This is a genomic window from Paenibacillus sp. ACRRY (genome assembly GCF_022346995.1).
Classification (GTDB): domain Bacteria; phylum Bacillota; class Bacilli; order Paenibacillales; family Paenibacillaceae; genus Paenibacillus.
Genome location: NZ_JAKRNM010000019.1, coordinates 34,278 through 54,883 on the forward strand (window position 1 = coordinate 34,278; position 20,606 = coordinate 54,883).

General features: G+C 46.0%; 21 protein-coding genes. 15 read left to right on the forward strand and 6 right to left on the reverse strand.

Features of this window, described 5'->3' with window-relative positions; all coding sequences use genetic code 11:
* The first annotated feature begins 7 nt into the window (after positions 1-7).
* The 7 genes from MH144_RS29370 (at position 8) to MH144_RS29400 (ending at position 6,050) form a co-directional block, all read left to right on the forward strand.
* Complete coding sequence (locus MH144_RS29370; protein WP_239305681.1) at positions 8-679, forward strand: hypothetical protein; 672 nt, start codon at positions 8-10, stop codon at positions 677-679.
* 108 nt (positions 680-787) lie between these two features.
* A complete protein-coding gene (locus tag MH144_RS29375; RefSeq protein WP_239305682.1) occupies positions 788-1,756 on the forward strand; it encodes an SMI1/KNR4 family protein in 969 nt (322 codons plus the stop codon).
* A gap of 219 nt (positions 1,757-1,975) precedes the next feature.
* Entirely contained in the window at positions 1,976-2,776 is an 801-nt protein-coding gene (locus tag MH144_RS29380; protein WP_239305683.1) for an SDR family NAD(P)-dependent oxidoreductase, read from the forward strand.
* Between the two features lie 62 nt (positions 2,777-2,838).
* Complete coding sequence (locus MH144_RS29385) at positions 2,839-3,573, forward strand: SDR family NAD(P)-dependent oxidoreductase (protein WP_239305684.1); 735 nt, start codon at positions 2,839-2,841, stop codon at positions 3,571-3,573.
* Positions 3,574-3,636: 63 nt separating this feature from the next.
* On the forward strand, positions 3,637-4,050 hold the full coding sequence (locus MH144_RS29390; RefSeq protein ID WP_110758206.1) for a MarR family winged helix-turn-helix transcriptional regulator: 414 nt from the start codon (positions 3,637-3,639) through the stop codon (positions 4,048-4,050).
* Between the two features lie 108 nt (positions 4,051-4,158).
* Positions 4,159-4,569, forward strand: coding sequence for a flagellar basal body rod protein FlgB (flgB, locus tag MH144_RS29395; RefSeq protein ID WP_239305685.1), 411 nt, complete (start codon positions 4,159-4,161; stop codon positions 4,567-4,569).
* Positions 4,570-4,727: 158 nt separating this feature from the next.
* Entirely contained in the window at positions 4,728-6,050 is a 1,323-nt protein-coding gene (locus MH144_RS29400; protein WP_239305686.1) for an ATP-binding protein, read from the forward strand.
* 62 nt (positions 6,051-6,112) lie between these two features.
* On the opposite strand, the gene MH144_RS29405 is transcribed toward MH144_RS29400, so the two are convergent.
* Entirely contained in the window at positions 6,113-6,730 is a 618-nt protein-coding gene (locus MH144_RS29405; protein WP_239305688.1) for an NUDIX hydrolase, read from the reverse strand.
* 218 nt (positions 6,731-6,948) lie between these two features.
* On the opposite strand from MH144_RS29405, the gene MH144_RS29410 reads away from it, so the two are divergent.
* Together MH144_RS29410 and MH144_RS29415 are read left to right on the forward strand one after the other, a co-directional pair.
* Positions 6,949-7,317: a DUF4180 domain-containing protein gene (locus MH144_RS29410; protein ID WP_239305689.1), complete on the forward strand. Its 369-nt coding sequence runs from the start codon at positions 6,949-6,951 to the stop codon at positions 7,315-7,317.
* A 23-nt stretch (positions 7,318-7,340) separates the two neighbouring features.
* The gene (locus MH144_RS29415; protein WP_239305690.1) at positions 7,341-8,465 is read left to right on the forward strand and encodes an SGNH/GDSL hydrolase family protein; all 1,125 of its coding nucleotides are present in this window, start codon (positions 7,341-7,343) and stop codon (positions 8,463-8,465) included.
* 89 nt (positions 8,466-8,554) lie between these two features.
* On the opposite strand, the gene MH144_RS29420 is transcribed toward MH144_RS29415, so the two are convergent.
* The gene (locus MH144_RS29420; protein WP_239305691.1) at positions 8,555-9,082 is read right to left on the reverse strand and encodes a dihydrofolate reductase family protein; all 528 of its coding nucleotides are present in this window, start codon (positions 9,080-9,082) and stop codon (positions 8,555-8,557) included.
* A gap of 75 nt (positions 9,083-9,157) precedes the next feature.
* Here MH144_RS29420 and MH144_RS29425 point away from each other — a divergent pair, with 75 nt between their 5' ends.
* From MH144_RS29425 to MH144_RS29435, 3 genes are all read left to right on the forward strand, one after another.
* Positions 9,158-10,060, forward strand: coding sequence for a helix-turn-helix transcriptional regulator (locus tag MH144_RS29425; protein WP_239305692.1), 903 nt, complete (start codon positions 9,158-9,160; stop codon positions 10,058-10,060).
* 272 nt (positions 10,061-10,332) lie between these two features.
* Positions 10,333-10,599 carry a CD3324 family protein gene (locus tag MH144_RS29430; protein WP_239305693.1) on the forward strand — a complete coding sequence of 89 codons (267 nt, stop codon included), beginning with the start codon at positions 10,333-10,335 and terminating at the stop codon, positions 10,597-10,599.
* Between the two features lie 262 nt (positions 10,600-10,861).
* Complete coding sequence (locus tag MH144_RS29435; RefSeq protein WP_239305694.1) at positions 10,862-11,455, forward strand: hypothetical protein; 594 nt, start codon at positions 10,862-10,864, stop codon at positions 11,453-11,455.
* Positions 11,456-11,565: 110 nt separating this feature from the next.
* Here MH144_RS29435 and MH144_RS29440 read toward each other — a convergent pair whose 3' ends face one another.
* The gene (locus MH144_RS29440) at positions 11,566-13,434 is read right to left on the reverse strand and encodes an AbfB domain-containing protein (protein WP_481857410.1); all 1,869 of its coding nucleotides are present in this window, start codon (positions 13,432-13,434) and stop codon (positions 11,566-11,568) included.
* Between the two features lie 314 nt (positions 13,435-13,748).
* On the opposite strand from MH144_RS29440, the gene MH144_RS29445 reads away from it, so the two are divergent.
* On the forward strand, positions 13,749-14,417 hold the full coding sequence (locus MH144_RS29445) for a P-loop NTPase family protein (RefSeq protein WP_239305695.1): 669 nt from the start codon (positions 13,749-13,751) through the stop codon (positions 14,415-14,417).
* 72 nt (positions 14,418-14,489) lie between these two features.
* On the opposite strand, the gene MH144_RS29450 is transcribed toward MH144_RS29445, so the two are convergent.
* On the reverse strand, positions 14,490-15,938 hold the full coding sequence (locus MH144_RS29450; protein WP_239305696.1) for a DEAD/DEAH box helicase: 1,449 nt from the start codon (positions 15,936-15,938) through the stop codon (positions 14,490-14,492).
* A 489-nt stretch (positions 15,939-16,427) separates the two neighbouring features.
* Between MH144_RS29450 and MH144_RS29455 the strand changes: the two genes are divergently transcribed.
* Together MH144_RS29455 and MH144_RS29460 are read left to right on the forward strand one after the other, a co-directional pair.
* Positions 16,428-17,366, forward strand: coding sequence for a macrolide 2'-phosphotransferase (locus tag MH144_RS29455; RefSeq protein WP_275440372.1), 939 nt, complete (start codon positions 16,428-16,430; stop codon positions 17,364-17,366).
* A 45-nt stretch (positions 17,367-17,411) separates the two neighbouring features.
* The gene (locus tag MH144_RS29460; RefSeq protein ID WP_239305698.1) at positions 17,412-18,098 is read left to right on the forward strand and encodes a hypothetical protein; all 687 of its coding nucleotides are present in this window, start codon (positions 17,412-17,414) and stop codon (positions 18,096-18,098) included.
* A gap of 129 nt (positions 18,099-18,227) precedes the next feature.
* On the opposite strand, the gene MH144_RS29465 is transcribed toward MH144_RS29460, so the two are convergent.
* Entirely contained in the window at positions 18,228-19,088 is an 861-nt protein-coding gene (locus MH144_RS29465) for a hypothetical protein (protein WP_239305699.1), read from the reverse strand.
* A gap of 484 nt (positions 19,089-19,572) precedes the next feature.
* On the reverse strand, positions 19,573-20,606 hold a 1,034-nt coding region (locus tag MH144_RS29470), incomplete at its 5' end, for a stalk domain-containing protein (RefSeq protein ID WP_239305700.1).

A 20,606-nucleotide genomic window follows, 5' to 3' on the forward strand; every position in this document is an offset into this window, starting at 1 on the left:
ATAAACATTGGAAGAATTACATTCATTCAGTCGTATGACATCATACTTGGGGGTGGTAACCATGGATCGCTTGAAAAACAGTGGATTTTATAAGCTTAAGTTTCTGGTCACACCAGAGGAATTCAAAGGGATTTTAGAGCTTTTTGAACAAAAGGAAGCACAGTTTGGTCTTTCGAATGCTGCGAGAACCACCCATGATCTAAATCAGGTGCACAAGGCTTATACTGCTTATTATCAGTACTTTACAGGACAGGAAAAGCTCCATTACCACCCCCATTTTGTATACTCCATAACAATGAAGTTAGATGATAAGATCTCTGGTTTTTTTATAAAAAACGAAGGAATCAGCTTTCCTTATCGCGGAGCGTGGGCTGAGGACGAATTACCGAGCATTATGCTCTCACTTCCCAAAGGTGTTCAAGTACATCTTGAAGATGAAAAAGGAAAGTATTACGTCTATGAAGATATTCGTGAACATCTCCCGTTAACGCATGCATTCTACGAGGACGTGGGAAAGTATATCAAGAAATACACGAAGCTGCTGCGCTTTTCAGTAGGATCTTCAACGGATGATGTGCAGGAGCTTAAGCCCTCTGTGCGGGTTAGTAGAGATGCAGCAGCAGAACTGGCAAACTCCTGGGTATTCAAAACCTATTCGCTCGTGCTGAATATGACATGAGGCCAACTTGAATACTTGTTAGGAATGACATTGCTGGAGAAGGCAATCTGATAAATGGTATAATTTTCAGCAAGGTATATCGAGCGAATGATCAGGGAGGTAAGCAGGATGAGAGAAGAGTTATTGGAGCAGCTGGAAGAGTGGCATGAACAGGATGAATTCGAAGAGATTGTGGATGCGATCACAGCCATTAATGTGGAAGAGCGCGACTATGAGCTGATCGGTCATTTGGGTAGAGCGCTGAACAACCTGGAGCGTTACGAAGAGGCAGTTGCACAATTTCTGACGGTTGCCGAAGAGGGGCAGGACGACCCCTTGTGGCATTATCGTATTGGACTGGCATACTATTACCTGGAACAATATGAGCAGGCACGTGGTGCTTTTGAAACAGCAGACCGACTGGATCCGGGAGATGAAGATACACTGGAGTTTCTCGAATGGATTCATAGTAAAACTGCCGAGAAGCCTGCTGAGGAGATAACTCAAGTGAAAGCTCAGGAGACGGCTTACTCCGTCCCGGCAATCTCCATGGAGCAATCCAGTATTAGTGATCCGAATTCCACGGATTTCTGGAATGACGACGCGGAAGCTATGCAGAACTGGGTTCTGCCTTCACCTACGGACGAACAGGTTGAGTCGGTAGAGGAGCGGCTCGTTTTCAAATTGCCTAGAGCCTATGTCGACATGATGAAAATACATAATGGTGGGATCCCTCGTTACAGGTATATTCCAGTCAGCGAGGCTGGGGCTGCAGAGAAGAGACTCATTGAGATTTCCGGAATGCTGGGCATCGGTCAGGAGAAGAAACATTCCCTGTGCGGTGAAGAGGGCAGCAGATGGATCATTGAGCAAGGTGGCTATCCGGAGATTGGGGTGGTTCTATGTAAGTGCCCATCCGACGCTGAGATCATTATGCTGGATTACCGTGCATCGGATAATGCGGGTGAGCCTGAGGTCGTTCATGTGGATAAGGGAAACAACTATAAGATCACATGGATTGCTCCCGACTTTGATACCTTTGTCCGTAGTCTCGTCAATGAGGACAATCATCGTCCTGACCTTTCTGATTCGATGTAAGTTAGTTCATCCAATACCCTGTCTGACTCTATCATTCCAAATGAGAGCGTTGGACAGGGTATTTTAGTTCACCCGATAACCAAAATAAGTTAAATGTATCCATGCCATTGCATATCGGATGCTATGGTGCTATTATTTAGACATCTAATAGTTATATATCTAAGTAATAATCATCTTAGAACCATTACAGGTTTCTTAAATATAAGGAGCGTGGTTAATATGGACAGAATGAAGGACAAGGTTGCGCTTATTACCGGAGGAGCTTCTGGCATCGGCTTATCCACTGCCAACCTGATGGCTGCGGAAGGTGCTAAAGTGGTCATTGCTGATTTTAATGTCGATGGAGCTATAGAAGCTGCCAAAAACATTCAACTCCGAGGCGGCGATGCCGTAGGCATATTCGTCGATGCTGCAAAAGAAAATTCGATCAGTGAAGCGGTTGAATTTACGGCACAGCGGTATGGTAAACTCACGTGCTTGTTTAACAATGTGGGCTTGACGAACCTTAAGAAGGATTTGGACGTGGTTCATGTAGATCTGGATGAGTGGGATCGACTGATGAATGTTAACCTCAAGAGTGTACTGCTGGGCAGCAGATTCGCCATTCCTCATATGATCCGTGCAGGTGGAGGATCCATCATCAATACAGCATCCATGGCAGGTTTTACAGGTGATGCCGTTCGTGTGGCTTATGGAGCTTCCAAAGCAGGTGTTGTCAATCTCACAAAGTATATTGCAGCTCAATACGGGAAGCACAACATTCGTTGTAATGCTGTTGCACCTGGTCTGATTTTGACACCGGCAGCGCAGGATAACATGCCACAGGACGTGTTGAACATGTTTGCGAAGTATAATGCACTGCCTTATCACGGAGAACCGGATGATATTGGACATACTGTTCTCTTCTTGGCTTCCGACGAGTCTAAGTTTATTACCGGCCAGACGATTCAGGTGGAAGGCGGGCATTATATCGCTAATCCAACGGTTCCTGACTTCGAGCAGTTTATGCAAAGCTTATAAGCCTTCACCGCTGGTTTTATTTCTATAAAAAAACACTCAAAACAAAGTGAGGAGTAACTGACATGGGAAAATTGGAAGGTAAAGTAGCTATTATTACAGGCGGAGCTTCAGGCATTGGCGAGTGCATGGTGGATCTTTTTGCACAGGAAGGTGCCATCGTTATTGCAGCGGATATTAATGAGACAGCGTTGGAGACAGCTAGCCAGAAGCAGAATGTATATGGAATGAAATTAAACGTTGCGTCAGACGAGAACTGGGAAGCACTGGCGAAGGTCGTGAGCGAACGTTTTGGCAAAATTGACATCTTGGTCAACAATGCAGGTATCTCATCCGAAAAACCTTTTGAGGAGATCAATGCACAGGACTGGGAGAAGATGCTTTCCATTAATGGATTTGGCCCGTTTGCAGGCATGAAGCATGTGACTCCATATATGGCAGCTCAGCAGAAAGGTTCTATCGTTAATATCTCTTCGTATACTGCGATGATTGGGCAGGGCTTCAATCACTACTCGGCGTCGAAGGGCGCGGTACGTGCGTTGTCCAAAGCAGCGGCTACGACATTCGGACGTCAGGGCATTCGTGTCAACGCTCTTTTCCCAGGGATTATCGAAACGCCTATGACCCAATCTCTGAGCACGTCCAAAGAACTGCTCGGTCGGCTGATTCAGGCAACGCCTCTACAGCGTCTGGGTCAGGCCATGGATATTGCCAAAGCTGCACTGTTCCTGGCTTCCGATGATTCCTCCTATATTACCGGCTCCGAGCTGGTTATTGATGGTGGATACTCCGCACAATAGTGTGTAGAATAATGACAGCTCTTAATTTTCATTAGGGGCTGTCTTTTTTATGAGGAGGCAGTTATGGAAGAGAAAACAATTTTTGAAATCATACACAATATGGATACCTTCACCAACAAGTTGATTATACAGTGGAACAAATCATTTAATGAGGACCTGGGCGTATCTCATGTTCTTGTGCTTTCCCATTTGAAGCAAAACGGAAAAAGTCGACCGTCGGATATTGCGAAAGTGCTAGGGCTTACCCCGCCGACTCTCAGTTATTTATCCGATAAGCTTGTCGGGAAGAAACTGGCTGTCAGAGTCGTTGATGAATCCGATCGCCGCAATAGTTACCTGGATATCACCGAGGATGGCTCCGAAGTTCTTAGCAGAGCATCCATGGAGGGGCAAAAGCTGCGCAGAGCGTTATTTGAAAAGCTAACAGCACAGGACCGGGAGAAACTAGCGGAGATTTTTGAAAAGTTGAATCGGTAATGTTGTGTTAAGTTTTATATGTAAGAATTGAGTGAATGTTGACATAGGGCAACTTTTTTTCTTATGATAAGTGGGACTGCACCATTATGCTCTGAAGGAGACTGAGCCGTGATTGAATCCAACACGTCAAGACGCAATGAATCTCTTTTGCAAGTGCTGAACGTGCAGCACAAAGTCACCACTGACAATATTGCCAATGCAGACACACCCAATTACAAAAAGAAATCGGTGGAGTTTGAAGAAGCGCTGAGACGTATCGTTGAAAATGGTACAACCAGAGAGCTGGACATGCACCGGACACATCCGAAGCATCTGCCTGCCAAAGATCTCAATTCTTCCGTCGTTCCATACCGGATTGTGGAGAACACCGAAACAACGATGAACAACAACGGCAATAATGTGGATATTGATGCCGAAATGGCGAACCTGTCGGAGAACCAGCTCATGTATAACTACATGGTTGACCGGGTAAGCGGGCATTACAACAAAATGAAAAACATTCTGCAGAGCTTGAAATGAAGAATGTCCAGCGGCCCCGAGGGCTGCTTTTTTTATGGGTAAGTAACGAAAGCCGCTACCTTAACTAATTCATATAGAAAATGTGTATGCTAGTACAAGGGCATCAGAAATACAGCACGAGTGATCAATACGGATCCAGTTCACAGTAGGAGAAAGATATGCGTAATTGGCTTAAAAATGAGAATGTACAAATGACAGCGATCGCCCTGGCTACGGCCATTGGTGCACAATTTAAGATTAATCCTTTTCAGGAAGACTATTTTCGAATCGGCTTGGGCGTAAGTATCCTATTATTCCTGCTTATGATCATGCCGCATCTGTCTTATGTCAAGACGGGGATTCTGACGGGCATCGTGAGCTTTATCGTGCAATCCATTGATTTACTGTACGATGTGAATTCGATGTCGGTGTTGGAAAGCTTGCATGACAACATTGGAGCTGGCATCTATTATATCGTCTTCACTTATGGTCTAAGCAAGTTCAAGAACAGATTTCACGAGATCCAACCACTGCTCCTGGGTGGCTTAATTACATGTGTAGATTTTTCCTCCAATCTCATTGAGCTTCTCATTCGCGGCGTATTGAATGGGACCAGCATCTTCGATATGAGAGAATGGCTGTATCTGCTCGTTGTGGGTGGGCTGCGAAGTTACTTTATAAGCGGTTTGTATAACAGTATCGCGGTGAGACAGATGAGGCTCATGCATGCGGAGCAGGAGAAGCGAATGGAACAAATGCTCAATGTAAACTCCGGCCTCTACGGCGAGGTCTTTTATCTGAAAAAGGCCATGAAGACAATCGAAGGCATAACGGCGGATAGCTACGACCTCTATCGGGATCTTAGGGAACAGGACATGAATCAATACAGTCATCGGACACTGGGGATTGCTCAGCAGATCCATGAGGTGAAGAAAGACTCGCAGCGCATTCTGGCCGGATTGCTGAAACTATATGACAGTGAGAAAGCAGTCAACATGAGCCTGTCGGAGGTTCTGAATTTTGCCGTGAAGGGCAATCTTAAATATGGCGAGATGCTGGATAAAAGAATACAAATTCAAATGGAGCAACAGTATGATTGCGAATCTCCTTTTTATATTCCACTCTTAACGGTGATGAACAATCTGATCGCCAATGCGGTGGAAGTGATCGAGTTCGAAGGGACTATTCGGATACAGGTACATGAGCAGGATGAGGATGTACATTTTACAGTAATCGATTCTGGCAAGGGTATACCTGAAGCCAAACGAAATATTATTTTTGAACCTGGCTATACGACAAAATTCAATCAGGCTGGCATTGCCGCGACAGGAATTGGTCTGTCCCATGTCCGAGATATTGTCCAGTCTCTGGAGGGACATATCACGGTCAAATTTGCTGAGAAAAGCGGGCAAGGAACCGCCTTTGATGTGTCGATTCCCAAGAGGAACCTGATTAAGGGAGCGGAACTCGAGAACACGATCCGCGCAGATCAGAATCTGTGATAAACAGAAAGATAGCGACTGTACCCATCACAAGGGAGAGTCGCTATTTGGCGTGTTCGACTTTAATCCAAAATGACTTCTTTGGTGGGATGATCGAGAAACTCAAACATGGTCTTCACCTGCGCTGCTGTATTTCTTTCAAGCGAAAGCTCAGGCAGATCATGCCTGTCGAAGAACTGGACTGCACTGGTTTCCACACCGGACTCAGCTGTACCACCTGTAATCTCGCATTGAATAAACATCTTGTATACATGATAAGGTTCGGGTGGGTGGCCATGGAATTTTTTATCCAATACGGCCAATAGGCGCAGGGGCACTACATCGAAGCCTGATTCTTCCTTGATTTCCTTCACGGCTACTTCCGATGGAGAGAGACCGATGTCGCTCCAGCCTCCTGGTAATGCCCAGGCTCCATCGATTTTCTCCTGCACCAAAAGGATTTTATCATCCTTGAAAACAACACCTCGAATATCGACTTTGGGCGTTGCATATCCAGAATCATTCGCGAAAGTGAGTGATATCTTCTCCTTGTTTACAGAAGTATAGTTAGCCAAGATATCCACACTAATCTTTCTTAATTCCTCGTAGCGTTCGATATCGTATACATCTTTGCCATAAGTTAAACCGGTCTGAGCAATAGCCTGAATCTGTTTAGCCCAATCGAGCCACTTCATGTCCATGTTAGCATCCCTCTTTCTTAGGCAAATCTCGAAATATAGTTCTATAGGAAATAAATCCATTATAGCAGAGGAATTCCAGCGAGTGATTACAAATAAGAAGCAAAACCCAGAATGTCGGAAGACTGAAAATTTCCATTCCGATTGTGAAAAACACATTGCTTTTTACGAAGGATTTGCGAGATAGTATAGGGAAATGAGATATGGAAGGAGCACGTGAAATGGATATTATGATCGATCAACAGGGTAACTCCAAGGTGGCTATTATTAAGAGTAACGACATCGTCATCAACGAAGTGCAAGATGCGCTGGATCTGATGGCGTCGGTGAATTATCTGAACGAGGCATACAAGCTCATCATCGACAAATCCAACATTACGGAAGAATTCTTCGATCTGAAGACGAAGCTGGCCGGTGAGATCCTGCAAAAGTACGTTAACTACCAGGTGAAGCTTGCCATCGTTGGCGATTTTGACGGTTACAGCAGCAAAAGTCTGAAGGATTTCATTTATGAGTGCAATAATGGCAAGCATGTGTTTTTTGTAAAAACAAAAGAGGAAGCGCTTCATATCCTGCATGGCTTGGATTAGTTATCGTAGAGGAGGAATACCGGGTGAAAGAGAGTGACAAGTTACAGGTGCATGTCCTGTCAGAGATACAGAATCTGAAAGTGCATGGCAGGACAACAGAGCAGAGGACACCGCTGACGTTATTTTGGACAGGCAGCGCCATTGAACTTCGGGTCACAGGATCTGAGCTTTGGGTGGAAGTGGAGTCGGACTATGATATCTATGAACCGTGGATCAGTATCCTGATCAATGGAGTTCCTGTAAGCAGGCAGATGGTCACAGCAGGACGGTATTGGATCTGTGTCTTCCGGGGCATGAGTGAGGGTACGGTGAAAAACGTACGCATCGTCAAGGATGTGCAAGCCATGAGTGCAGACCCAGGTTGCTTATTGCAGTTCTACGCCCTGAAGTCGGATGGTGCATTCCTGCCTATGGAAGAGAAGCCGTACAAGATTGAGTTTATTGGTGATAGCATCACATCTGGAGAAGGTGCAATAGGGGCCAGAGCGGAAGAAGACTGGATCCCAATGTGGTTCAGCGCGATACATAACTATACGTACATGACAGCAGAAGCAATGAACGCGGACTACAGGGTCGTTTCCCAGAGTGGTTGGGGTGTACTCACAAGCTGGGACAACAACCCGAACAATAACATTCCTGATTATTATGAACAAGTCTGTGGCCTGCTCGCGGGTGAGAATAACCAGGCACTCGGAGCCGGGGACCAGCATGATTTTGAGTCCTGGCAGCCGGACGTGGTTGTGATCAACCTGGGAAGCAACGATGGAGGTGCCTTCCAGACACCGGAATGGAGAGATCCGGTAACTGGAAAGGTACATAAACAGCGTTTAAACGATGACGGGAGCTATCATGAAGAGGATTTGACTGCTTTTGAGAATGCGGTAGACCGGTTTCTGGTCAAACTCCGCAAAAATAATCCGAAGGCACAGCTTGTCTGGGCCTATGGCATGCTTGGTTCTCCCATGATGCCTGCCATCTATCGTGCGGTTGATCGTTATACGAAGCGGACAGGCGACCGAATGGTCTCTATCCTGCAGCTCCCGGATACAACGGAAGAGACAATTGGGGCTCGGACTCATCCGGGCGAGTTATCCCACAGGCGGGCAGCAGAGACGTTAGCAGAATACCTGCAAGGAATTCTGGCTTAATGAAGAATGCCGGACCAAGGCTGGCCTGAATAAAACAAAGACCACACTTCTTTTTTGGGGAGGCGTGGTCTTCTCTCGTATTGGTTGAGTTAAATCTGAACCTGATAACGGATGGATATGATCTGACCGAGTGTCTGTGTTCCCATCATCTTCAGATTACTCGGTACAATTCCTTCAGGAAATAAGGGAATGCCTTCTCCGAGAATTTTCGGAATGATGGCAACTTCAATTTCATGAAGCAGCCGTTTTTCCATAACAGCCTGAACCAGCTGGCCACCGCCAACGATCCATAGATCGGCATCGGATGCCTGCTGTAAACGGGGAATCAGGCTCTCCACTGGCTCGGTTGTAAACTGCACATGCGGGGCGGGTGGCTGCTCCGAACGGGAGAGTACATATGTGGGTCGGTCTGCATATAGGAAATCTTCGGATAGCTTAAGCACATCTTCGTACGTGGTTCGGCCCATGACTACCGTTCCAATCGTTTGATAAAATGCAGCATACCCGTTATCTCCACCGTCACCTTCCACGTCAAACAACCAATCTACCGAACCGTCCTTTCTTGCAATATAACCATCCAGACTCATCGCAATGTACAGCACTACTTTATTGGACATTATTGATCGCTCCCTTCTGTTTCGTATGATACACTTTAACTATGACAAATATTGACGTAGTTAGGTGGTGGAATCATGAATGGTCGAAAACTAGCCATAATGAGACTGATGGATTCAAGAAAAAAGTTTACCGCCCGTGAACTGGCGGAACGATTCGGTGTATCCGTCCGGACCATTCAGCGTGACTTGGATGCGCTGCAGGAGTTAGGGTTTCCTTTGTACACGGAGGTTGGCGTGAATGGAGGTTACAGGGTTTTGCCTAATCGAATTCTGCCGCCCCTTCAGCTGACACAGAACGAGGCACTCGGTCTGTTCCTGATGATCGAATATTTGCAGCAGGTCCCGGATTTTCCGTATGGATCCATGCGCGAGCATTTGGCGGAACAGTATTTCTCCACGTTGCCGCAGGATGTGCAGGATCTGATTGTACGCATGAGAGAACATGTGACGTTTGTACAGCATCCGGGTGAGCACGATGAGATGTTAACGACGGAGATCCTTCATGCTGCTGTAGATAAAAGAGAGATTGAATTTACGTATCATTCCCGGAATGGAAATAAAACAACACAGGTGTATCCCATCGGCATCTATTATGAAAATGGATTTTGGTACATGCCTGCCCGCCATAAGGAGCGCGTGTTGTTATATCGCGTGGACCGCATGCAGCAATTGAGATTGCTTGATTCCATAGATGAGTCCATTCCCAGCCTGCAAGCATGGTTTAAATCCGAAGACGACAGGGAAGGCGTGGAAGTAGTACTGCATTTCACCGAGTTTGGTACTAGGCTCGCACATTCGGATGTGCTGTTCCAGTCGATTCAAGGCAATGAATGGCGAGGGTTGGTTCCCCCGGAGGAATTCCCGTTCACCGCACGGAGGCTTCTTGCCTATGGTCCTGAAGTTAAGGTGGTCACACCAGCACCCTTGCAGGATGCTGTTCGGGAGATGTTGGAGAAGAGTCTGAGTCAGTATTCATGAACCTTATGTATATTAAGAGGATATCGCTCCGTTGTAATCGAATGAATTAATGTGCAGGGATCAAACAGCGCCTAACATATGGGTGCCGAATGGGGGGCTACCATGATTCAATTCATAAGAAGTTTCACGATGCGCTCTATGCAGAGTCCATGCGATGAACAACGGCGGTTGTTTGCATAGAGCCATGACTTTCCTTTCCGCCACATAGAACTCAGAAGTGTACGTCGTAGGACTCTGCTGCCTTAAAGACTAATTTTAAGGAGCGGAGCAGCATGAATTATATCAATGCAGATGCCATCTTGCCGGAAGAACTATTAAAAGAGATCCAGAGGCACATCCCAGGTGGGCTGGTTTACATTCCAAAGCCTAAGGAAGCTCATAAAAGGTGGGGCGAAAAATCGGGCAGCAGGGCGGTTGTGAAAGAGCGTAATGAGCAGATCCGGCGCCTGTTCGCTGCAGGTTTAACCGTGCATGAGCTGACGGAACGATTTTTCCTGTCCATCGACAGTATCAAGAAAATTGTGTATTCCAAAAAATAAAGATGAAGAGCCACATTAGAGAAATCTAATGTGGTTTTTTGTGTAAAGATCCGTTATTAAATGTTCGTTACACCTTCATATATAGCGAAAGAACATACAATGAAATTATCGCCCTGTACAACGGGATGTATAAATTGAATACGGAGATTGGTTACGTATGAACGTTAAGGTAATCCAGCTGAATATTTCTGAACACTGGACATTTTAACCAAATAAAGGTGATAATTGAAAGTAATGAAGGAACGAAAGGGTTTGATCTACTATGCGTAAGTTAGTCAGTGCTATGAGTACGGTACTACTCTCATCAGCAATGATTATGGGATGTACTGAATCGAAGACGACCGATCCTGTTCAAGAGACAACACATCCAACCAACGAGCAGAATATGCCAACGAGCGAGAAGGCTACGGCTCAGGATGAACAGAAGGCTCTGGATATGTCCTTGGAATATAAGAAAACAGAATTAACTGTTGATTACGCAGATTATGAAGATACTCTGACCGTAGAGGGGCTATTGGCCAAAGGGGAGACGTTGAAACCATTTCTGACGGAGAAGAACTATGAGTCCTACATGGCTAATCGGTATGCAACGTTACCCCTAATGGTGGCAGACAAGGAGAAGGCTCTACTTCATCCCGAAAATATACTCGTGGAGATCAAAGAGAGCAAGAACGATTGGATCCTTGTAGAATATAGACTGAATCTAGTCTTGACTGATCGCGAAGGCAAACAGTTGAAAAACATACCATTATCAGGTGATATCACTTTTTTACAGGACCAAGGCGAATGGCGCATCCAGGACGACACCTATAATATCAAAGATTTGCAAAATATCGCTTATGAAGTAAAAGAGTAGCGTGATACGAACGGATCAAGATAACAAAAGGCTGCACTCTTAGATCAGATTCTAAGAGGCAGCCTTTTTGATAGTGGAATCTTAGATCAGACAGACTTCATAACGTAAAACTAGAAATTGGTTCGCCCAAACGTGGCATCGCTTTTCACGGTTGAGCTGCTGGATGCATTAATGGTATCGAGCTGCAGTACGTAGTTATAGTGCCGGATATAATATCCGGGCTGGCTGTACGATTGAAGTGATATTTTGGAGCTGTCTGCCCAGCCGGGGCTGCTCAGAAAGGTTGCATCTCCCTTATAAGCAGTAGTGTCTGCATAGGCTTCAAGCACAATTTTATTGCTGCTGTTTCGTTTCAGGAAGTACCCCGGGAAGTTGATGGACTCCAGCGAAATGCCCGTAGAGCTGGCGAGACCTGGAACAACGCGGAACTGGGAGTCCAGTACAGGTGAGACATTCGCATCAACACGAGCTGTGAAATTGGAATGCCGGATGTAACGATCCGGATAATTATGTGAGCTGAACTGGCTGTAGCCTGTCGCTTCCGGGGCAGCAGGACCCAGCATTTTGACCTCATGCAGCGTTGGAGTGTACCAATTGCCCGGGTTGTTCCACAGCACGGCATTCACCATACTGATACGTACATAGCGGGCCGTGAAGTGTACTGCATCTGTGGTAAATCCATAGGTCAGGTTATTGGTCCGATCCAGTGTGGAATAGTTGACGCCATCATTGCTGATCTCAATCTTGTATTTGTAATACCCCTCCGATCCTTTATACATAAACCAGGAGATATCGATCTCGGTAATGGTCTTCGGCGATCCGAAGTCAACCTGCCACCACGCAGGCCATGTATTGGAAGAAGCTGCCCACGAAGTCTGATAGTTGCCGTCATTCACATGGGCGGCGGATGAACCGGAGGCTGTCGATATGGCCGTAGCTGTCTTGCCTTGAGCGTGGTTGACGAGAGAGGACGGCGCTACCGTACCTGTAGCAGCATCAATACTCCAATCCTTGTACCACTCCAGTGATGCCGTTCCGTTGGTATCGTTCAGGGTCAAGGGAAGCCAGATGTGCTTATGCTCGCCCAGATTCATTGGATTCCAGCGGTCTCCCATATAGATATAGGACGTGGTGCTGCTGCCCGTAACCGTGGCAATATCATGAATCTGTGATCCAAAGGCAGAAGGATTGCCATAGGGGGTAAGTGCAGACCATGGTCCAGCCATGGATGTGGCTGTAGCATAAGCCCCCTGATTCGGATACCAGCCAGCGGCCTGGGAGGTGAAGAGGTAATAGCGGTTTCCCTTTTTCACAACGGCAGGAGCCTCACGGTAGCTGTTCTCAAACTGCCAGCCTACAAAGGATTCGACACCTGTATAACTTGCGTTCATTTTGAAAATGGCCATCGTATCGTTCGCGCCGCCATTCTTGCGTGAAGCACTGATGAGATAACCCGTACCATCGGTATCCACGAACACCGTCATATCACGGGACTCATAGTCCAGTGGCCGGAAGCTGCCCTCATACGTGAATTTTCCATTCGGTGTATTACTGGTCGCTACGGCGACACGTCCCAAATTGTAATCCGTTCCGTTCTCATAATGTGCCCAGAGCACATACTGCTGCGTAGCGGGATTGTAGATCACTTTGGGGCGCTCAATCTTGCTGGAGGCAAGCTCCGTTGCAGAATCCTTGGTGAGGATGGCATTGCTGAATGTCCAGTTTTTCAGATCGGTTGAAGTATAGACGTTAACACTGTCAAACTTGCCACCTACCGCATGCTCGCCATACCAGTAATACGTGCTTCCCACTTTCAGAATATTACCGCTGTTCGCATGAATGGGGTTACCTGCGGTATCCAGCCAATCGGAGCCGTTGTTAATGGTCACGCTCGCCGCGTCCGTTCGTTCGGGATGGAAGCCAAACATCGTCAGTGTCAGGGTCAGAGCCAGAATCCATGCATACTTCCTGCTTCTCATTACATGCACCTCCCCAAGGTTATGAGTAAATTGTAGCGCTTTCACATATATTCTAGCTTGACTCCCATTTGTTTCAAGTGAACAATTCATCCATTAATGAACAAAGAAGTGCTTTTCGATACAAAGCGGCGAGAGCGGGAGGGATCCTTCACGAGAGACGAAAGAATCATTATGGTGAAATCAAGATTCAACCGTTAGAATAAGAATAGAGATGTATTGTAATTAATGGTATATTTTATAATTTAGCTCGCGTTTAACATGAGATAAGTAGCTAGCAGAGGAGTACAGAGTAGATTGATATGGAGGTCTGTAACATGGGGGTAAGACAAAAGAAACTGATTATTATGGATGGCATGCCAGGGTCGGGCAAGACGACCAGTGCACTGCGGGTTGCGGAGCAGCTCTCGGCCTGGAATATCTCAAATCGATGCATTGTGGAGCTTGAAGCGGAGCATCCGCTGTTCATTTATGGTTATTCCTTTGATTCATTGGTAGAAGAAGAACAGGCGGAGTTGTTTATCACATTGCTCTTGGAGAAGTACCGAGCGTTTGTTCAAGAGAGACTGGAACATGAAGATGAGGTAACCATCATCGAGAGTGTAATGCTCCAGGATACGATTAACAGTGCACACCATATGGGAATGAATTCGGATAAGCTGCGCCACTTTGCGGTTAGTCTTGCGAAGATTCTAGCTCCGCTGAACCCGGTCCTGATTTACTTTTATCAGATGGATGTTGAGGCACATTGGCGGTTTATTTGCAGCGTGCGTGGCAATGAGTGGGGACCTGTATCGTTACATACGGACGATGATTTCAGAGAAGCGGGTGAACTCTGGTCAAGTAGCCAGACCTTTGTTAGAACAACAATAGATGCATGGGACATACCAAAATTGGTAATCGAGAATAGAGATTACCGATGGGATGAGTACTCAAATGATATTACAGCGTTTGTAGAGGCCAACGTCAGGGATTCCAGACAGTAAAAAAACAACATGAAAGAGGAAGTGCCTCAAGACACTCCCTCTTCTAAAGTGTATTAACTTCGTATCTTCTGCTTATACATGCTTCCCTTTGCGGACCTTCAGCTGCTTACCCTTGACCGTTGTGTTTTGCATCATTTCCAGTACAAGCGGGCCTTTGCCGTTTAGAATCTCCACATCGGTTACATTATCGAGAATAGTGATAATCCCGATATCATCTGCGGTGACGCCTTCCAGTTTGGCGATGGTACCTACAAAGTCCACGGCACGCAGCTTTTTCTTCTTGCCGCCATTGAAGTTCAGCTTCATGATCTGCTGGTTCAGCTGTTCACGCTTGTCCTTTTTACGTTCAGGTACAATCTTCAGACGCTTCTCGAATTCTTCCCTACGGCGATCGACGGCTTCTTCAGATGGTGCCGGAACAACGGGGATCTTGAATCCGATATAGGATTCAATCTCGGCCAGGCGTCTGCCATCCTTCGGTGTAACCAGCGTGATGGCCTTGCCTGTCTTACCAGCACGTCCGGTACGGCCTGTGCGGTGCACATAGCTCTCTTTTTCCAGCGGAATATCATAGTTGATAACATGAGTGATATTCGTGATATCGATCCCGCGTGCCGCAACATCGGTTGCGACCAAATAACGGAATTGGCCTCTTCTGAATGCATTCATGACTTCGATCCGCTCGTCCTGCTCCATGCCTCCGTGGATTCGGTCTGCTGGGTAGTCCAGGTCCGCCATCACCCGGAACAGTTTATCCACGTTCTCCTGTGTACGGCAGAATACAATGCAGCTGTCCGGATTTTCTACGATGAACAGATCCTCCAGCACAGCAGTCTTGTTGACTTCGGATACCCGAACAACCTCATGTTCTATTGTAGCTGTTGTGAGACCACTTGCTTTGATCTCGATCTCTACCGGATGATCCATGTACTTACGTGAGAGACGGGCAACGTCCTCAGGGAATGTAGCGGAGAATAACATCGTTACGCGCTCGCGAGGCAAGGCCTGAATAATGGCTTGTACTGTCTCGATAAAGCCCATGTTCAGCATTTCATCCGCCTCGTCAATGACGAGATAGGCAATCCGCTCGAGCGGCAGTGTACCGCGTTCGATATGGTCCAGCACACGTCCCGGCGTACCTACGGCGACATGTGTTCTTTGTTTTAGCTCTGCTTTTTGAATATAAAAAGGAGATTGTCCATAGAGTGCCGTGGCTTTAATCCGCTTATAGCGTCCAATGTTGGTGATGTCTTCATTGACCTGCAAGGCCAGTTCACGGGTTGGTGTGAGAATCAAAGCCTGCGGTTTATTTTCATTCCATTCCACCAGCTCACAGATCGGAATACCATACGCAGCTGTTTTACCACTGCCTGTCTGGGATTTGACCACGAGGTCTTTATTTTCCAAAGCGACCGGAATCACTTCAGTCTGAACCTCAGTTGGCGTTTCATAACCCAGACTATCCAGTGCCCGGACGATCTCTTCACCAAGTTTATAATCTTTGAATTGTTGCTTGCTCATCGTTAACCTCTTTTGCATTAGTTTTAAGTACTCATACCAGAGATGTGCAGGATGCTTACTATAAGCATTGCACCATACCTATATCGTATACCTGTTCATTATACTCTATATGCAGGAAGGCCAGCGGAGGAATTGATCCAGATAGGTGGGCAAATCAGGAAATTCATGCTGGAACCAGGAATTGGAATATGTTAGCATAGGGGTAACTTACTGAACGGAGGGATACGTGTGGCACATTTTTTCCGATTGAGATAGTAGCGAAACGTTTGTTTACGCGTGCTGTTTGCTGCCTGTGTGCAGATAATCGGGAGAGGTTTGCCTATTTACACGTATGCCGTAATCCATAGTGGACACTCTTGCATAGGAGTGGTTCTTTGCTGTACTACTACGGGACTGCACATATCTAGGTATATCCCTTAATCCGAGATCAAGGCACAGGCGTGGATGTCTGTGTTTTTTTATTTTCTGAGGAAAAGGGGAGGAATGGGTATGACAGGACCAATTTCGAATGAACAGGTAAAACTTCAACAGGAGATATGGCTGCTCGCTGAACAAAATGGGCTTCGAATCCGCAAAGATTCGATGGAAATCAATGAGTCCGGGATGGACTTTAGGGTGACCTTTGCTACGGACGAGAATGGGCAAAAGTGGGTACTGCGTCAGCCAAGACGTGGAGACGTAGGGCAGCGTGCTGAAAATGAGCGTCATGTGCTGGGGATTGTGAAGGAGCACTTGTCTGTTAAGGTGCCGGATTGGCAAATCTGTACACCGGAGCTAATTGCTTACCCCCTGCTGGACGGTGAACCCATTGCTGTGGTCGATCCTGCTGGGGGAGGATATGCATGGCGCTTTCCGCAGGAAGGCTTATCGGATGTATTTTTCGACTCGCTGGCTGCTGCACTCGTACAACTGCATGGCATTGATGCCAGTGAAGCGGTACAAGGCGGAGTGCGGAGCAAGACGCCTAGAGAAGTGCGGCAGGAGTTTGCCGCCAATATGGAGCAGATCAAGCAGAGCTTCACGGTGCCAGATCGGCTGGCCAAGAGGTGGGAGAACTGGCTATCAACAGACCATTTCTGGCCTGAGCACGTCACATTCAATCATGGTGATCTGCATCCACCGCATATTATCGTCGATCATACACAGCGGGTAACCGGGCTCATCGACTGGACGGAAGCGGAGATCGCTGATCCCGGTAAGGATTTCGTGATTTATTACGGACTCTTCGAGGATGATGGATTGCGCGATCTGTTAAAGCGGTACGAAAAGGCAGGAGGAAGAACATGGCCCCTGATGTTTGAACATATTCGGGAGCAGTGGGCTGCTTACCCGGTACTGGTTGCTAAGTTTGCTCTAATCACAGGGGAAGAGTCGACCATGGAGATGGCGAGAGGCATGCTGGCTAACTGGGATGTGCCGCAGGATTAAACCAGGCTGTATGAATCTGAATACGCCGGATGAGGGGGTGGGGATGTGGAACGGGTTCGTGCCAAGCATTGGTTCATAAGTGTTGTATTACTGATGGGTTTAACTAGTTGCTCTACCCCTTTTTCCAACGCTCATGAAGATGCAGGGAACAGACTGCCCCTGAACCGGATAGAGGAACTTAGAGAAGAATATCCACGTTCCACTGGCGTTCCACCGACGATCAATATGAGGGAAGTGAGTTTCAGAGAGATGATGGATTTCGGGGAAGCCGTCATTGTTGCAGAGGTAGTGAGCGAACTCCCGAATTTTAGCGTCGACTTGAGGGCCGAACCGGGTACACCTGAAGGTGATTCTGCAGAGAAGGATCGGGCTGCTGGCATTGCTCCATACAAGCCTGAGTTCATTGCGTACAAGGTGAACGTGCATCAGGTTTTAACAGGTGAGGATGTGAAAGAGGACACATTTCTCTTTTATAATGCTGACTTTGCAGGCATGGAGCCGGAACTCAAACCAGGCATGAGGATCGTTACCGTGGTCAAGAAGGGTACAACGGGGGAGCAGGTAGGAGGTTATTCGTTTACCCGTTACGGAACGTACTATATTGTGGATGGGGATTACGTGCTATCTGCGTATGAAGGGGAATCAGAGGAGCTGCGTGAATTTACGGAACAAACGAACGGCATCCAGGTGGACTCTTTTATTCAGAAGATTAAGGAGCTAGCACACAGTTAGCAGGGTATGTTCAGATATTGCTCAATAAAAAATAATATTAAACCAAATAGAATTTTAAATCTAAAAAGCCCCCGGCTTTTATTTAGAAAGGCCGAGGGCTAACAATTTACTAGACGGAATATATTAATACTACAAAGTATTCGTGGCTTCAGTAGAGATTGTTACTGTATTGCTTGTATAAGAACGTATTATAAATTTTGCGTTAGTCGTGTAAGTCTCGGAGGCTAAGCCTATACCGTTGTACCCTGCATAAGTGACGGTATAAGTACCACTAGTTCTAGCGGGTGTTGATTTAGTTGCATTTGGCTGGTTAACTGCAGCTGAGGAGGCAACAGTCACGATTGGTAATTGACTAAAGGTACCTGATGTCGAAGCATTATATACTTTCAGGTGTGGTGAAGATTGATGTGTCGAATAATAGGTGTTCAAATCTAATTTAGTATTAGGGTAAAGCAGGTGTCTAATTTCAAATGTCCATTTATATTCATAATCTCCAATACCATTTGTATAAGCTTGAGGTGTAATTAAGCCGTCATCCTTTTTAATTTCCTTGACACTACTAGTGACTACAGTAAAACTTCCATCTTCGTATTCAATTATTTCCTCAGTTTTAGAGCTATCACTTTTCATTAGAGAATTAAGTGAGAATGTTTGCTCTTCTTTGATCTCTGCAGGAGTATTAATAGCTTTAATAAGATCAAAGTACGCTTGTTCTAACTCCGGTTTACCTAAAACTTCCTCTTTATAATCCTGCTGCAGATTTACTACCTCTTCACTTGAAAAAAAATCTTCTAACATAGTTTCGCGTTCTAAACCATTGTAATCTTTATAAATATTTAAAAGCTGATGGTTTAGTTCGGAAATTCTCAAATCAAATTTTTCTTTTAATTCGGCTAGAGAGCCTTCACTCTTCAAATTAGCAGCAAAAGAAGTTGAGCTAAACATAAAAATTAATAAGGCTAAAGAAACAATAATTTTGGTAAATTTCATATTTTTTCTCTTTTTTCCCATAATTTATTATAATGTTATCATAGCCGTCGACATCATACAACTAAATTTGGTAAAAAAGGAAGTTTTAACAATGAAAAAAAATTAAATTAAGAATACCTTTGATACTATTAGCACTTAGTTTATCAACCTGGTTTTCAGAGATTCTGGGTGGCAATCTAGGTAGGCAAAATTTATGGTATTTACTTTTTCTAATATTGTTTGTTGTGTTATGCGAGAAATCAGGATTAAGTGAGAGGAAAACCAATATTTTTGTAGGTATTCTTATAGCAATTTCGGGTTTCCTTGTTGAATTTTTGATTGAGCCGAACGATTATATTAATTTGTTTTAAAGTACTTGAGTGGACCGCCAACAACCTGTTATAACATATTAATATAACACTTTGAAAAGCAGAAAAATAAGCCTACCTCATGTATCTCTTGCGGAGAAGGATACTACATGAGGTAGGCTTATTTTCGTAAACCTTTATAATCCTAAACTGTTTCCCGCCTGTTTATTTTCAAAAATCAGGATCGTTTTACTTCGCCCGATATATCCGACAGTTGTATTAAGCTGCTCCGAAACAAAGCGGACAGGCACAAAAGCTGTGCCGTTTTCGGTCAACAATGGGGCATCATTCATCAGGAGCGAACCATCTACAACCACCTGTTTGTTGCCGGTAGTCCAGCGAATGGTTTTATCACCTTGTGTGATTACGGCCTCCTGCTTGTTGCGATCCCAATCCACCTGGGCATTCAGTTGTTCAGACACAAAACGCAGTGGCACATACGTACGCCCTTCATGGATAAAAGGTGCAGCTTCCAGAGCGTATGTGCGATCCCCCACGTAGGCCGTGGTAGATCCTTCAATCAGACGCTGGAAACGGCCTTGCGGTGTGCGTTTTTGTTCCCGCACATTCATCTCGTTAAGCAGGCCCATGGTGCTGCTGCCGCTCGATACGTCGAGGTAGTTGTTTTGCACCGTCAATCCGGCAGACTCTGCTTCGGTTACCGGGGTCTGTACGTTCGGAGATACAGATGTGGAAGCTCCGATGTCCTGTACTGCATTCACGGGATTAGCCTGTGTAAAAGTAAAATCGGCAATCGGTGTCAGATCCCATACACGGTTGTTTGCGAGCTTCAGCACCTCCAGCTTGGTGAGCTGTCGTAATGGCTCCAGATCATAGATTTGATTGGATTCCACATTAAGCTCGGTTAACCGCACTAAGGCTTCAAGTGCCTTGAGATGCTGAATTTGATTACTTGAGATATCGAGCGCCTGAAGACGCGTCATATGCTGCAAGGGGGTCAGGTCTGAGATTGCATTGCCTGCCACGTTTAATCTCAATAATGTATTGTCCATATCGGCCAGTGGAGCCAGTGATTGAAGCCGATTATTCGCTACGTTCAGCTGCTGCAGCCGGGATTGATTGACCAGCGGAGTCAGATCTGCAATCTCGTTGTTGGAAATCTCCAGCCATTTCAGATGATCTAGTTCAGACAAAGCGGATAGGCCTGTCT